The following is a 14,049-nucleotide window of genomic DNA, read 5'->3' as shown; positions in this document are numbered from 1 at the left end:
CATCTCCCGGCACTACTGGCCGCCCTTTTGCACGTAGGAGCGGACGAACTCCTCGGCGTTGGTGTCCAGCAGCGAGTCGATTTCGTCGAGAAGGTCGTCGGTTCCTGTGGTGTTCACATTCACCTGGCCGGCCTTCTGGGCACCATCCGACGTGTTGTCGGGTTCGTCGCCGCCGCCTGTGATGTTGATCTGATTCGAAGCCATACTTCTACCCTACTTTCCCCTATTTTCCGTCCACCAGGGCCGCGACGAGCTCGTCGACGCCGGACACCGTGTCAAGCAGCTCGCCGACGGCGTCCTTGGTGAACCCATCTACGGCGTTCAGCGGCACCGTGCGCGGCCCGTCCGACGTGTCGAACTGGATGGACTGCCAGCTCGACGCGATCACGTCCTCGCCGAACTCGGAGGCCACGCGTCCGCGAAAATACGCGCGCGATGTCTCCGGCGGGGCCGCCGCCGCGCGAGCGATCTCCTCCTCTGTGGCCAGCGTGCGCATCCGCCCCGCCCGAACGAGGGCGTGGTACAGGGACTTCTCCGGGTCGATATCCGCGTACTGCAGGTCCACCGCTTTCAGCTTCGCGTCGCCCCACGGCACGCCGCGGTCCACGTACCCCTTGATCAGGGCGTATTTCGCTGTCCAGTCCAAACGGTCCGACGTCGACAGCGGGTCGCGTTCCAGGTCGTCCAGCACCTCACGCCACAGTTCGAGCGCACGCTTATCGACGTCCCCCTTTACCCTCACCCGCTCCAGGTACTCCCGCTGGAGGGAGATGGGGGTGATGGGGCGGCCGTCGATAAGCGAAAGCTCGTGGGTGAGCGTGAGGTCGCGTGATGTCGCCTTCAGCTCCTCGACCGGATTCTTCAGGCGCAAGTCGCTGAAGTCGACGCCGGCCTCGATCGCGTCGAGAACGAGCTTCGTTGTTCCGAGCTTCAGGAAATTCGCGAACTGGGACATGTTCGCGTCCCCGACAATGACGTGCAAGCGACCGAACTGCGCCGCGTCGGCGTGGGGCTCGTCGCGGGTGTTGATGATGCCGCGGTTCAGCGTCGTCTCCAGCGAAACCTCCTGGAAGAAATAGTCTGCGCGCTGAGAGATCTGGAAGCCGTCCTGCTCGCCCGCTTCCCCGATGCCCACGCGGCCGGCGCCCGCGAAGATCTGGCGGGTGACGAAGAACGGGATGAGCCCCGCCGCGATGTCCTCGAACGGTGTGCTGCGGGAGTACTGGTAATTCTCGTGCGAACCGTAGGAGGCGCCTTTGCCGTCGACGTTGTTCTTGTAGATTTTCAGCGACGGGCACGGCTCATGCCCCTGCAGGACGGACACTCCCTCGCCGTAGAGCTGCGCGACACGATCCGCCGCTTGGCGGAGCACCACGTCGCCCGCCGCGTCGTAGACCATCGCACTGTACGCGTCCGGAACCTCCGGCGAGGAATACTCCGGGTGAGCGTGATCGACGTAGAAGCGCGCACCGTTGGAGGTGACCACATTGGCCACCCCGATCGCGTTCGGAGCGACCACCGGGACGGTTTGGTAGCGCTTCAAGTCGAAGCCGCGGCTGTCCTTGAGCGGATGCTCATCCTGGTAGTCCCAGCGCGCCCGCGCCGCGGTGTTCATCGCCGCGTAAGCCACCACCGCGTGCGTCGAGCTGACGATCGGACTGAGAGCCAGGTCGTCCGGGGTGGTGATGCCGTATTCCGTCTCGGTGCCCATGAAACGCGTCATGGGAGGCAAGCCTAGCGGTTCAGTGCCTCAAGTGCGTTGGGGCTGCCGCCGGCGATGATGATGTCCGAAGGCGCAAGAACTGTCTGCGGCGCAACCGGGTGGAAATCGCCGTCCGCTCCGCGCAGAGCGATGATCTGCACTCCCCGTTCGCGGCACAGGGTGTCGACGTCCAGGGGGTGACCGACCAGCGCGGAGGGAGCGCTCATGCTCGTCACCGAATAGCCCGGTGCGATTTCCGCGAACTCGCGGAACTTGCCGCCCAGCAGGTGCGCGACGCGGCGACCCGTGTCTCGCTCCGGGTGCACGACGTGGTGGACGCCGAGCTGCTTCAGGATGCGTCCGTGCGACTCCGAGTCCGCCTTCGCCCACACATCCGGCACTCCCGCTTCGATCAAGTTCGACGCGGTGAGGATCGACGACTCAAGATTGGTTCCCACAGCGAGTACCACGTGCTTGATGTCCTCCAAGCCCAGTTGCGCCAGAGCCTCCGGATCGGTCGCGTCCGCGACAACGGCTTCGGTGAGTTGGGCGGCATGCTCCTTGACGAGCTTCGCGTCAACATCGATGCCGAGTACCTCGACGCCGTTGGCTGTCAGCTCAGACGCCAGGGACACACCGAAACGTCCGAGGCCGATGACCATGACCGGAGTGATGTTCATGTGGGACCACTTCGGCTTGGATCCACGAAATGGCTTAACCAATGAAAGGCCTTTCTTCTGGGTAACTGAAACGGCGGTTCACCGAATTCGACGCCAACGCAGCTACGAGAGTAACCGAACCGATGCGCCCCAAGTACATGAGCAGGCACAAAACCACCTGCGACGGCGGCGACAACGACGCCGTGATTCCTGTTGAGAGGCCCGCCGTACCGAAAGCCGAGAACACCTCGAACGCGATTTGGTCGCCGGTGAGTGCTGGGTCGAAAATCCGCAAGGCGGCCACGCCTGACGTCACCAGAACTGCTCCCGCGAAGGTCAACGCCAGAGCTTGCCTGCCGACGCTATCCGGGATACTCCGTTTGCCCGCAGTAGTCTCCTCACGGCCCTGGAACTCCGACGCCATCGCGGCGATGAGAACCGCCGCCGTTGTCACCTTGATGCCGCCGGCTGTGCCGGCGGAACCACCGCCGACGAACATCAGCAAGTCAGTGCCCATGAGGGTGATCGGGTGCGCGTCGCCGTAATCGACCGAGTTGAAACCGGCAGTACGCGGTGTCGCACCCGAGAAGAACGCGTTGAGGAGCTTCTGCCACACCGGCATGGACCCGAGCAAACCGTTCCACTCCGCGAAGGCGATGAAGACCATGCCGCCGGCGAGGAACACCGCCGTCATGACGAATGTCATCCGAGCCGTCAACGACAACTTCCGTGCGCGCGACGTCCGGTGCCGCACCCGGGAAGCCACCTCGGCCCACACTGGGTAGCCAATACCGCCGCCGATCAACGCCGCGGCGATAGGCAGCAGGATCCACCCGTCCGCCGCGAAAGGCACCAAGTTGGCGCTCTCAGTGCTGAAACCGGCGTTGTTGAACGCCGAAACCGCGTGGAACACCCCTTCCCACACAGAGCGGCCGAAGGAATGGTGATAGCCGAAGAAGAACCGTAGCGTCAGCACCACCGCGATCGCTGTTTCCGCTGTCACAGTGAAAAGCAGCGTGAAAATGAGGGTCCGGCGCACACCGCCGGCGGCCATCGGGCGCCCTTCGGCCGCGCCCGTGCGGCGTGCGCGCAGACTCACCTTGCCGGTGATGATCATCCCCGACAACGACGCCAGCGACATGATGCCCATACCGCCGAGCTGGATGAGGAGCAGGATCACTGCCTGGCCGAACGGCTTCCAGTAGGTGCCGGTGTCTTCGACAACCAGGCCGGTCAACGACACCGCCGACGTGGCAGTGAAAAAGGCTGGGAGGAACGGGGTCCATTCGTCGCCGACAGCAGAGATCGGCAACATGAGCGCACCGGTTCCGAGAAGAATGAGCAGGAGAAAACCAGCGACGGTGAGTCGTGCTGGGCTGAAAAGCCCGTTGAGGGGCGCTTGATTCACGGGTGCCAAGAATACACAGTGCAGCGCCCATCGCCGGTTTTTCCGGGCACGGAGAAAGATTTACCAGCCGCGCTCTGCCAGACGGTGCGGGGCAGGCAGGTCAGCCACATTGATTCCGACCATCGCCTCCCCCAATCCGCGGGAGGCTTCCGTGACAGCGGCGACGTCGTCGTAATGCTTCGTCGCAGCGACGACTGCCGCGGCGCGCTCGGCGGGCTTGCCCGACTTGAAGATGCCCGACCCCACGAACACCCCGTCCGCACCGAGCTGCATCATCAGCGCGGCGTCCGCTGGGGTGGCCACACCACCGGCCACAAACAGCGGCACAGGCAGCCGCCCGTGCTCCGCAACGGACACGACCAGCTCGTAGGGTGCCCGCAGTTCCTTCGCCGCCACGTAGAGCTCGTCGCGGTTGCCGTTCCACAGCGCCTGCAGCCCGGCGATCTCGGAGGTGATGGTGCGCAGGTGCTTGGTTGCTTCGGAGACATCGCCTGTGCCGGCCTCGCCCTTGGAGCGGATCATGGCGGCGCCTTCGTTGATGCGCCGCAAGGCTTCGCCCAGATTCGTCGCGCCGCACACAAACGGCACGTCGAAGGCGCGCTTGTCGATGTGGTTGACGTAGTCCGCGGGACTCAGCACCTCCGACTCGTCGACGTAGTGCACACCTAAGTGCTGCAACACCTGTGCCTCGACGGTGTGCCCGATACGCGCCTTCGCCATCACGGGCACGTCCACCGCGCCGAGGATCCCCTCGATCAGGTCCGGGTCGGACATGCGCGCCACACCGCCCTGTGCGCGGATATCGGCGGGAACGCGCTCCAACGCCATCACCGCGACCGCGCCGGCTTCTGCCGCGATGGCCGCCTGCTCCGCGGTGACCACATCCATGATCACCCCGCCCTTGAACGTCTCTGTCAGTTCTGCTTTGGACAAATTGGTTGTGAAAGTCATGCTCCCCAGCCTCGGCCCCGTACTGGTAGATTCCAAGAGCCAGTACAACACTAATTCTTTGGACCAGTTGCATTGCTTATTGATGTCTCCCGCTCCATCCCCATCCCCCTCACCGCACAGGTCGCTTCATCCCTCCGGTCCGCGATCTCCACCGGCACGCTGCGCCCCGGCGACGAGGTCCCCTCCACCCGCGAGCTCGCGCGCCGAGCAGGAGTCTCCCGTGGCACTGTCGTCACCGCGTACGACCAGCTGATCAGCGAGGGTTACCTCACCGCTAGCCAAGGCGCGCCCACCCGAGTCAACCCCGCACTGGCGGGCACTGCCCCCGATCCACGCGCCCCAAAACCGGACCGGCACCCCCAAAAAGCACGTCCGACTTCCGGCGCCCGCCAGCGCCCCGCTGCCAGGCCGACGATTTCCTTGAAACCGTCTTCGGGACATGCTGGGGCGATTCGACCCGCTGCGTGGCGGCAGGCCTGGCGCGAGGCGGCGTCGGAGCCAGGAATCGTCACCGAGGCATCAGGCCAAACGGAACTGAGGGACGCTATCGCGGAGCACTTGAGGATGGGGCGGGGGCTGGGCGTCGATAAGCATGATGTCGTCGTGACAGGCGGGACACGCGAGGGCTTGCTGCTGGTCCTGATGGCGGTGGCGCAAGGGCGCACGCTCCGCGTCGGCGTGGAAGACCCCGGCCACCCGGGCCTGCGCAACGTCATTCCCCTCACGGGCCACAAGATGGTTCCGTGCGCCGTCGATGACGCGGGCGTAGATGTCCATGCCTTACCGGAGGATCTGGACGCCCTTCTGGTCACCCCGTCCTACCAGTACCCGCTCGGCGCCTCCATGCCTGCTTCCCGGCGGAGCACGCTACTTGAATGGGCCAGCACGAACGGAACCGTCATCATCGAGGACGACTTCAACGCCGAGCTCCGCTACCGCACCACCCCGCTTCCGCCACTCGCTGCTCTGGGCACCGGCGCGCAGGTGGTCACGCTGGGCACGTTTACGACTCTGCTGAACAGAGCAGTCGCAGCGGGTTATGTGGCGACGTCCTCGCCGCTCGCCGAAAATATCCGGCAGACCCGCGCAGTGCTCGGCATGCCCGTGGCCGCTGTCACCCAGCTCGCCATCGCCCACCTGCTGCGCAATGGGCATGTACGCCGCAACACAAAGGCCGTGCACAACCGGCTGGCTAAACGACGCAGCATCGTCGCCGCCAAGATCGTCCCGGCCCTCACCGCACGAGGTGCGGTAGTCACTGAGATGGAGGGCTCAAATGGAGTCGACCTCGCCGTCGCCTTCGACTCCCCCGCAGACCGCGACCGCTACGCCCGCGCACTAGCTGCCCACGGTATAGAAAGCGGCCGCCTCGACACCCTGTGGTCAGGGCGCGACGACGGCCTCATCGTGAGTTTCGCCCACCTCTCCGAACCTGACTTCAACCAGGTCCTAGAGATCATGAGCAGCGGCATCTAGCCGTATCCTGAGCGGATGCGTGCGGCGCAACGGCGAGGGACGCGGTCAGCAGACCTGCGACGAGACCGGTGGAAATCTTCTTGGCGTTCATGACTACCTCCTTTTCGTGCTCCGGACGAGGTGCCCGGGCGGGTAGACGAATTCAGCTGCTACCGTCCTCAGCCGGCTCGGCTTTAGACTTGCTCCACAACACCAGGGATACCATTTTGTTTTGTCTACGAATTCGATATTAGGTTTTGGTGGGACCTTTCTGGCACCGAACTGGGTCCTGACTCGGCGCGATCTCGGCTACAACACCTCAGCAGCGACGACACGCTTGCCGGTCCGGCCCGTGATCCGTGCCCACTCATCGGGGTTGGAGACGTTGGGCATATCCTCGCTCTCGTCCTGCTCGGCACGCACAGCCGCACGCAAATGCTCGGCGCTCACACCAGCTCCAACGCCTTTGATCTCGTCCTTGATGGCCAATTTCTTCGCCCGGTCGACGATATTCGCGATCATCGCACCCGACACGAAGTCGGCGTAGTGCAGGGTCTCCGAAGAGCCGTCCACCAGAGTGAGCTTCACGAAGGGGCGGGGAGCGAAGAGCTTGTCGACGGCGGCGTCGATAAGCGTGCCCGTGCTCTCCGCGCGCGGGACCTCGTCGGTGAGGTAGCGCGCGAAGATCTCCCCCGCCTCGGCGCGGTCCGGACGGTCGATGCGAATCTTGATGTCCAAACGGCCCGGGCGCAGAATCGCCGGGTCGATGAGTTCCTCCCGGTTAGTGGCTCCGATGACGATGACATTGGCGATGTCCTCCACCCCATCGATTTCCGTGAGCAACTGCGGAACGACGGTGGTCTCCATGTCGGAGGAGACGCCCGATCCGCGGGTGCGGAATATGGACTCCATCTCGTCGAAGAAGATGATCACCGGGCGCCCCTCGCCGGCCAGTTCGCGAGCCCGCTCGAAGATGAGACGGATGCGGCGTTCGGTCTCGCCGACGTACTTGTTCAGCAGCTCGGGGCCTTTGACATTGAGGAAGTGGGCCGAACCGCCGTCGCCGATGCGCGTGGACAGCGAATTCGCCACTGCCTTCGCGATGAGCGTCTTACCACAACCCGGCGGGCCGTAGAGGAGCACGCCTTTCGGGGGCCGCAGGTCGTACGCCTTGTACAGCTCCGGCTGCGTGAACGGAAGTTCGACGGAATCCCGGATGGTCTCGATCTGGGTGCTCAGGCCACCAATATCGTCGTATGTGACGTCGGGGACTTCCTCGAGGGAGAGCTGGTTGACCTCGGTCTTCGGGATGCGTTCGAACGCATAGCCCGCTTTCGCGTCGATGAGGAGGGTGTCGCCAGCCCGGGCCTTGTCCTGCAACGGTTGCGTCAGGTGCACGACCTGCTCGGCACCCTGCATGTCCGCGACGATCGCACGGTCGTGCCCGATCCGCTCGGACAACGTGGCAATCTGCCCCGTCTTGGCATACCCGCAGGCCTCAACGACGACGGAACCCTCACCTAGCCTGACGACGCCGCCCGGCACCAGCGTTCCCGGTTCCACAGCCGGAGACACGCACAGCCGCATGCGGCGCCCAGAAGTGAACACTTCTGCCTCCTGCCCACGGCGCGCCGGGCCGAGGTAGATCCCGTACGTCGACGCTGGCTCCCCCAGCGCCTCAACTTGGGCGTGCAGATCCTTCAGTTTGTCGCGCGACACCTTCAGCAGCTCCGCGAGCTGCTTGTTGCGCGCTGACAGAGCACGGTTCTGCGCTTTCAGTTCAGCAGGGTCCGGTTGGATCTGGGTCATAGCTTTCCAGCTTATCCCCCGCCTACCGACGGGCGCGCCGCTGCGGGCGGGGCGGCGTCACCCCGTCAGCGAGCCTGCGCGTCCAGACGAGGAACGCGGTGTGCGCGTTCATGCGGTGCTCCGGGCGGGTGGCCAGGCCCTCGACCTTCCATTCGCGCAGCAAAGTCTCCCATGAGCGCGGCTCGGTGAAGCACTTCGCCTCGCGGATCGTCTCTACGATATTCATCAGCTGCGGCACCGTGGCCACGTACGTCATGAACACCCCACCTGGAATGAGCACGTCTTTGACAGTGTCGATGAAGTGCCAAGGCTCCACCATGTCCAGGATGACGCGGTCGACGGGACCGCCGAGCTCCTCGGTGGTGATCGCGCCGAAATCGCCGAGCTTCGGTGTCCACCAGTCGGGTTCGCCGCCGAAATATTCGGAGACGTTGTCGCGCGCGTACGCCAAGTGGTCGTCGCGGATCTCGTAGGAGAAGACATGGCCGGTCGGGCCGACGGCACGCAGCAGCGACATCGTCAGCGCCCCCGACCCGGCACCGGCCTCCAGCACCCGGGCCCCCATGAAGATGTCTCCCTCGACGAGGATTTGTCCCGCATCTTTCGGGTAGATCACCGCTGCGCCGCGGGGCATCGACAGCACATGGTCCACGAGGAGGTGGCGGAAGCAGAGAAAGTCCGCACCCAGCGTCGACTTGACCACGCTGCCCTCATCCGCCCCAATGATCGCGTCGTGGTCGACGATCCCCTTGTGCGTGTGGAATTGCCCGCCAGGGGTGAGCTCGATGGTGAAATGACGGCGCTTCGCGTCCGTCAGCTGGACTTTGTCGCCGGGTTGGAAAGGGCCTGAATACATCGCTCTCCTGAGTGGTGGAAGTTCGTGGAACTGGCTGCTACGAGCCAACAAAGTATGCCGTAAGAGCATCGGTGAACCATAGTTGGTCCTGGATACCGACGAGCTCGCGCGCCGAGTGCATCGATAGCAGCGGAACACCGACGTCGACAGTGGGGATACCCAGGCGCGTCGCCGAAATCGGCCCGATCGTCGACCCGCACGGCACCGCGTTGTGCCCCACGAAAGTCTGCACCGGCACGTCGGCCGCGCGGCACGCACGGATCCACGCCGCCTCGGTCACAGCGTCGGAGGCGTAGCGCTGGTTCGCGTTGATCTTCAGCACCGGCCCCCGGTTCATCAGCGGACGGTGCGTCGGGTCGTGCTTGCCTGGGTAGTTCGGGTGCACGGCGTGAGCCGCGTCCGCGGAAACAAGCAGCGAGTTCGCGTACACGTCGAGAGGCTCGGTGCCGAGAGGTTGCGCAATAGCTTCCGCGATCTTCTGCAGAATGCGCTCGAGCAACGGTCCGCCGGCGCCCGTCGTGGACGCAGAACCAACCTCCTCGTGGTTGAAGGCGGCGAGCACGAGCACGTCGCGGACATCGCCGCTATCCGCAGCCGCCACCATCGCTTTCAGCGACGCGTGCACACTGCTCAGGTTGTCCATGCGGCCGGCCGCGAGCGTGTCGCCGAGAATCTCGGGGCGCTGCGCATCCACCGAAAACAGCTCGTGGGCGACGATGTCTGAGGCGCTGGCCGACACCCCGTCGGCACGCAGCTGCTCCGCCACGATTTCCAGCGGGGGCCGGTCCACGCCCATCACCGGCTGCATGTGCACTTGCCGGTCGATCTCGGGGGTGTCGCCGCGGTAGAGGTGAATCGCCAGATTGGGCACCCGGGCGATGGGAGGGGTGGCGAGGGTGTGGGTGGAGCCGTCGATAAGCGCTGCTCTGCCCGCGAACCGCAACTCGCGGTCGAACCAGGAACTCAGGATCGGCCCGCCGTACACTTCTACCGCGAGCTGGCGGAAACCTTCGCGCACAACATCGGGGTCGGGTTTCAGCATGAGCCCCGGCGAATCGGTGTGCGAGCCGATGATGCGCATCGCGGGGCGCGGCGACCGCGGAATCCACCACGCGACGACCGCGCCGCCCTGCACCATCACATGGCCGCCGGGCTCGGTACCAGTGTCCTCGCTGAAACCTGCCGCGACAAGCTCGTCGCGCACGTTCTCCGCGGCGTGAAACGCACTTGGACTCGCGGCGAGAAAGTCTGCGAAATCGCTGATCTGCATGGCTCCTACTCTAGGATGTAGCTCGCTATGACTCCACGACCGCTCGCCCTGTCCCCCTCCCGCGCCAACGACTACCAGCAATGCCCGCTGAAGTACCGGTTCCGCGCGATCGACCGCCTCCCCGAACCGAAAACGGAGGCGCAGGTCAAGGGCACGCTTGTCCACGCTGTACTCGAAACGATGCACGGTTGGCCACGCGAGGAGCGCACGTTTCCCGCCGCAGTCAAGCAACTCAAACCAGCATGGGCATCGCTTATCGACGACGACCCCTCCCTCGCCGACCCCGTCACCGACGACTACCAGCTGCTTGTCGACGCCCGCGACCTCCTCCGCGGCTATTTCCTCATGGAAAACCCCTTGGGTTTCGACTCCCACGAGCAGGAGATGTACGTCGACGCAGTCCTGCCTAACGGGGTGCCGGTGCGCGGATTCATCGACCGCGTCGATATCGCCCCCACCGGCGAGGTGCGTGTGGTCGACTACAAGACCGGGAAGAAGCCGCTCCCCCGCTATTCCGCCGAAGCGCAGTTCCAGATGCGGTTTTACGCCCTGGTGTACTGGCGGTTGTTCGGCACCATTCCGCACCAGCTGCGCCTGATGTACCTGAAGGTGATGGACTCGATGTTCCTCAGCCCCTCTCGGGAGGAGCTCGAGTATTTCGAGCGTGACCTCGGCGACCTGTGGGCCAAAATCGAGGCCGACGGGCGCAGCGGCAATTTCCGGCCCAAGACTTCGAAGCTGTGCAACTGGTGCAGCTTCCAGGAGCTCTGCCCCGCTTTCGACGGCACCCCGCCGCCCTATCCGGGGTGGCCGGGCTCCACAGCGGACAGCGCTGGCCCCTCCGACGAGCCGCGGGACTAGAACAGGCCGCTCATGGTGCCGTCCGCGTCGACATCGATGTTGTTGGCGGCGGGAACCTTGGGCAGTCCCGGCATCGTCATGACATCGCCCGTCAGCACCACAACGAACCCGGCACCGGTGCGCGGCAACAGGCGCTGCACATGGAGGGTGTGCCCCTCCGGTGCGCCCAGCGCGGACGGGTCGTCCGAGAAGGAATACTGGGTCTTGGAGATGCACACCGGCAGGGTGTCCCATCCGTTGTCTTTCAGAGTCTGCAGGTCGCGGAGTGCTGCGGCGGAGTACTGGACGTCGTCGGCGCGGTAGATCTCCCGGGCGATGGTCTCGATGGACGCTTCAGTGCCCTCCGCCGGATCGTAGAGAGGCTTCGACGTCCCCGAGCCGAGGGTGCCCAAAAGCTTCTCCGCTAGCGCGACGGCACCGTCGCCGCCCTTGGCCCACACCTCTGCCTCCTCGAGCGCCACACCGAAGTCGTCGGCCCAGCCGCGCATGAACTCGCGCTCCGCGTCGGTGTCGGAGGTGAACAAGTTCAAGGCGACGACAGGCTCGATGCCGAACTTGCGGACATTTTCCACGTGGCGCTCCAGATTAGCGGCGCCGCCACGGAGCGCATCGAGGTTTTCGTCAGTCAGCTCCTGCTTAGCCGCACCCCCGTTGTACTTCAAGGAGCGGATCGTGGCGACGATGACCGCTCCCGCGATGTCGAGGTCACCGTAACGGGCCTTGATGTCGAAGAATTTCTCGGCGCCCAGATCGGAGCCGAAGCCCGCCTCCGTGAGCACGATGTCGGCGGACTGCTGGGCCGTCCGCGTGGCGATCAAAGTGTTGCAACCGTGCGCGATATTGGCGAAGGGGCCACCGTGAATGAACGCGGGTGTGCCGCCGAGTGTCTGGACCAAGTTCGGGTTGACGGCGTCTTTCAAAAGCGCCGCCATGGCGCCCTCCGCATGCAGGTCGCCCGCGGTGACCGGCTCCTTGTCGAATGTGAAGCCCACCGTGATCGCCGCCAGGCGCCGCTTCAGGTCCTCGATGTCGGTGGCTAGGCCGAGAATCGCCATGATCTCGCTCGCCGCGGTGATGGTGAAGCCGGTCTCGGCGGGCAATCCACTGCCCGGCCCACCCAGGCCCGTCACCACATTGCGCAAGCTGCGGTCGTTGACGTCGAGGCAGCGCTGCCAGGTGATGCGGCGGGCATCGATACGCAATGCGTTGCCGTGCTGGATGTGGTTGTCGATCATCGCGGCGAGCGTGTTGTTCGCGCTCGTGATCGCGTGGAAATCGCCAGTGAAGTGCAGATTGATGTTCTCCATCGGGACAACCTGCGCGTACCCGCCGCCCGCGGCACCACCCTTGATGCCCATCACCGGGCCGAGCGACGGTTCCCGCAACGCGACAGCGGCCTTATGGCCGAGTTGTGCCAGGGCATCAGTGAGCCCGATGAGCACCGTCGACTTGCCCTCCCCCGCCGGCGTGGGAGAAACACCCGTGACGAGCACGAGCTTGCCGTCGGCGGGGGCGTCGAGGCGTGTCACGTCCACCTTGGCCATCGACCGGCCGTACGGGATCAGCGCGTCGTCGGGAACCCCCGCCTTGGCCGCAATGTCCGCGACCGGCTCGAGGGTGTGCGCCTGGGCGATTTCAACATCAGTTTTCGGGTGTGCCATACCTCCCAGCCTAGGCGAAGCTCGGCTAGAGAATGACCGCTCCGAACGCGTAGCCGAGCACCACCGAAATCGTGATGCACAACACGCCGGGGACGATGAACGGGTGATCGAAAACAAACTTGCCGATGCGGGTCGAACCAGTGTCGTCCATCTCCACCGCGGCGAGCAGCGTCGGGTACGTCGGAAGCACGAACAGCGCCGACACAGCAGGGAACGCGGCGACGGCGGTCAGCGGGCTGACACCGATCGCGAGCGCTGCCGGCATGAGCGCCTTCGCCGTTGCGGCCTGCGAGTACAGCAGCGACGCCGCGAAGAACAGCACAACAGCGAGCAGCCACGGCTGCGACTGCAGGATGGAGCCGGAGATCTCCTGGATGTCCTCGATGTAGTGGTTGATGAAGGTGGTACCCAACCACGCGACGCCGAGCACGCACACGCACGCGGACATGCCGGAGCGGAACACCTGGGTGCCGAGGATCTCGGCGGACGGAATCTTGGTCACGATCACGATGACCGTGGCGGCGGCGAGCATGATCGCCATGATCGCCTCATTGCGCGGGATCGTCGGATCGGCAATGAGACCGACCTGCTCGGAAATCAGCGTCGCGTACAGCATGACCACGACGATCGCGATCAAGAAGATGCTCACCGACGTCTTCGCAGCCCGTGTCGGCTCATATCCGCTTTCCGACGCCGGCGGCCGCACCAAACCGTCCGCGACCCGCTTCTGGTAGTACGGGTCGTCTTCGAGGTCCTTGCCCATCCGGTTCGCGACCCACGCCGTCGGGAAGATGGCGAGGAACGTCGCCGGAATCATGACGCCGAGCAGCTGGAGATAGCCGACGCCGACCGGCTCCAGAATGCTGGCGAGGAAGACCACGGCCGCCGAGATCGGCGAAGCCACGATAGCCATCTGGGAGGCGATAACCGCGACCGACAGCGGCCGCGACGGCCGGACCTTGCCTTCCTTGGCGACTTCGACGATCACGGGCAGCGTGGAGAAAGCGGTGTGACCAGTTCCGGCGAGCACAGTCATCAGCCAAGTGACGATCGGCGCGTAGAGCGTGATCCGCTTCGGGTCGCGGCGGAGAAACTTCTCGGCCAGGTAAACGAGATAATCCATTCCCCCGGCGAGCTGCATCGCCGAAATTGCGGCGATGACGCACATGATGATACCGATGACGTCGAACGGAATATCGTCGGCCGTCACCGTCATTCCGGTGGCACCGAGAAGGAGGACACCGAGACCGCCGGCGAAACCGATGGCGATCGAACCGTAGCGCGCGCCCAAGACGATCGCGCCGAACAAAATAACGAGCTGGATAGCGAGCAACATGGTGTGTGCCTTTCAGTCACGTCTCGGTCTCCCGCCAGGGTGGCGCGGCCGAGTCTGTGTTCCAGTATGAAACGGAAAATC

12 protein-coding genes are annotated in these 14,049 nt (G+C 64.8%); 2 read left to right on the top strand and 10 right to left on the bottom strand.

The window, feature by feature from the left end:
- Window positions 1-12 precede the first annotated feature (12 nt).
- Genes QYR03_RS02340 through pdxS form a run of 5 tightly spaced genes read right to left on the bottom strand, consistent with a single transcriptional unit; the run spans window position 13 to window position 4,720 of the window.
- Window positions 13-204, bottom strand: coding sequence for a ubiquitin-like protein Pup (locus tag QYR03_RS02340; protein ID WP_301712964.1), 192 nt, complete (start codon window positions 202-204; stop codon window positions 13-15).
- Between the two features lie 19 nt (window positions 205-223).
- Window positions 224-1,723 carry a depupylase/deamidase Dop gene (dop, locus tag QYR03_RS02335; protein WP_301712965.1) on the bottom strand — a complete coding sequence of 500 codons (1,500 nt, stop codon included), beginning with the start codon at window positions 1,721-1,723 and terminating at the stop codon, window positions 224-226.
- A gap of 11 nt (window positions 1,724-1,734) precedes the next feature.
- Window positions 1,735-2,382, bottom strand: coding sequence for a TrkA family potassium uptake protein (locus tag QYR03_RS02330; protein ID WP_301712966.1), 648 nt, complete (start codon window positions 2,380-2,382; stop codon window positions 1,735-1,737).
- A gap of 34 nt (window positions 2,383-2,416) precedes the next feature.
- On the bottom strand, window positions 2,417-3,769 hold the full coding sequence (locus tag QYR03_RS02325) for a TrkH family potassium uptake protein (RefSeq protein WP_301712967.1): 1,353 nt from the start codon (window positions 3,767-3,769) through the stop codon (window positions 2,417-2,419).
- Window positions 3,770-3,829: 60 nt separating this feature from the next.
- Window positions 3,830-4,720, bottom strand: coding sequence for a pyridoxal 5'-phosphate synthase lyase subunit PdxS (pdxS, locus tag QYR03_RS02320; protein ID WP_301712968.1), 891 nt, complete (start codon window positions 4,718-4,720; stop codon window positions 3,830-3,832).
- Window positions 4,721-4,792: 72 nt separating this feature from the next.
- Here pdxS and QYR03_RS02315 point away from each other — a divergent pair, with 72 nt between their 5' ends.
- Window positions 4,793-6,196: a PLP-dependent aminotransferase family protein gene (locus tag QYR03_RS02315; protein ID WP_301712969.1), complete on the top strand. Its 1,404-nt coding sequence runs from the start codon at window positions 4,793-4,795 to the stop codon at window positions 6,194-6,196.
- A gap of 288 nt (window positions 6,197-6,484) precedes the next feature.
- Here the strand turns inward: QYR03_RS02315 and arc are convergent, their stop codons facing one another.
- From arc to QYR03_RS02300, 3 genes are read right to left on the bottom strand one after another with little or no spacing between them, the layout of a single operon-like run.
- On the bottom strand, window positions 6,485-7,984 hold the full coding sequence (arc, locus tag QYR03_RS02310) for a proteasome ATPase (protein WP_301712970.1): 1,500 nt from the start codon (window positions 7,982-7,984) through the stop codon (window positions 6,485-6,487).
- A gap of 22 nt (window positions 7,985-8,006) precedes the next feature.
- The gene (locus tag QYR03_RS02305) at window positions 8,007-8,840 is read right to left on the bottom strand and encodes a tRNA (adenine-N1)-methyltransferase (protein ID WP_259851489.1); all 834 of its coding nucleotides are present in this window, start codon (window positions 8,838-8,840) and stop codon (window positions 8,007-8,009) included.
- Between the two features lie 37 nt (window positions 8,841-8,877).
- Entirely contained in the window at window positions 8,878-10,110 is a 1,233-nt protein-coding gene (locus tag QYR03_RS02300; protein WP_301712971.1) for a M18 family aminopeptidase, read from the bottom strand.
- Window positions 10,111-10,137: 27 nt separating this feature from the next.
- On the opposite strand from QYR03_RS02300, the gene QYR03_RS02295 reads away from it, so the two are divergent.
- On the top strand, window positions 10,138-10,971 hold the full coding sequence (locus tag QYR03_RS02295) for a RecB family exonuclease (protein ID WP_259851491.1): 834 nt from the start codon (window positions 10,138-10,140) through the stop codon (window positions 10,969-10,971).
- Here QYR03_RS02295 and QYR03_RS02290 read toward each other — a convergent pair.
- Both QYR03_RS02290 and QYR03_RS02285 read right to left on the bottom strand, forming a co-directional pair.
- Window positions 10,968-12,632, bottom strand: a complete 1,665-nt coding sequence (locus QYR03_RS02290; RefSeq protein WP_259851492.1) for a formate--tetrahydrofolate ligase — start codon at window positions 12,630-12,632, stop codon at window positions 10,968-10,970. The two genes, QYR03_RS02295 and QYR03_RS02290, sit on opposite strands and share 4 nt — an antisense overlap.
- A 25-nt stretch (window positions 12,633-12,657) precedes the next feature.
- Window positions 12,658-13,968: an anaerobic C4-dicarboxylate transporter gene (locus QYR03_RS02285; protein ID WP_301712972.1), complete on the bottom strand. Its 1,311-nt coding sequence runs from the start codon at window positions 13,966-13,968 to the stop codon at window positions 12,658-12,660.
- Window positions 13,969-14,049: the final 81 nt, after the last annotated feature.

This window comes from Corynebacterium sp. P4-C1, assembly GCF_030503595.1.
In the GTDB taxonomy this organism is placed as follows: domain Bacteria; phylum Actinomycetota; class Actinomycetes; order Mycobacteriales; family Mycobacteriaceae; genus Corynebacterium.
Note: the sequence above shows the minus strand (reverse complement) of the source record. Positions and strands in the feature narration are given on the sequence as shown.

What these genes read in the sequence shown, in the direction of transcription:
- QYR03_RS02340 (WP_301712964.1), bottom strand. Translation starts at nt 204, where the DNA reads ATGGCTTCGAATCAGATCAACATCACAGGCGGCGGCGACGAACCCGAC.
- dop (WP_301712965.1), bottom strand. Translation starts at nt 1,723, where the DNA reads ATGACGCGTTTCATGGGCACCGAGACGGAATACGGCATCACCACCCCG.
- QYR03_RS02330 (WP_301712966.1), bottom strand. Translation starts at nt 2,382, where the DNA reads ATGAACATCACTCCGGTCATGGTCATCGGCCTCGGACGTTTCGGTGTG.
- pdxS (WP_301712968.1), bottom strand. Translation starts at nt 4,720, where the DNA reads ATGACTTTCACAACCAATTTGTCCAAAGCAGAACTGACAGAGACGTTC.
- arc (WP_301712970.1), bottom strand. Translation starts at nt 7,984, where the DNA reads ATGACCCAGATCCAACCGGACCCTGCTGAACTGAAAGCGCAGAACCGT.
- QYR03_RS02305 (WP_259851489.1), bottom strand. Translation starts at nt 8,840, where the DNA reads ATGTATTCAGGCCCTTTCCAACCCGGCGACAAAGTCCAGCTGACGGAC.
- QYR03_RS02300 (WP_301712971.1), bottom strand. Translation starts at nt 10,110, where the DNA reads ATGCAGATCAGCGATTTCGCAGACTTTCTCGCCGCGAGTCCAAGTGCG.
- QYR03_RS02295 (WP_259851491.1), top strand. Translation starts at nt 10,138, where the DNA reads ATGACTCCACGACCGCTCGCCCTGTCCCCCTCCCGCGCCAACGACTAC.
- QYR03_RS02290 (WP_259851492.1), bottom strand. Translation starts at nt 12,632, where the DNA reads ATGGCACACCCGAAAACTGATGTTGAAATCGCCCAGGCGCACACCCTC.
- QYR03_RS02285 (WP_301712972.1), bottom strand. Translation starts at nt 13,968, where the DNA reads ATGTTGCTCGCTATCCAGCTCGTTATTTTGTTCGGCGCGATCGTCTTG.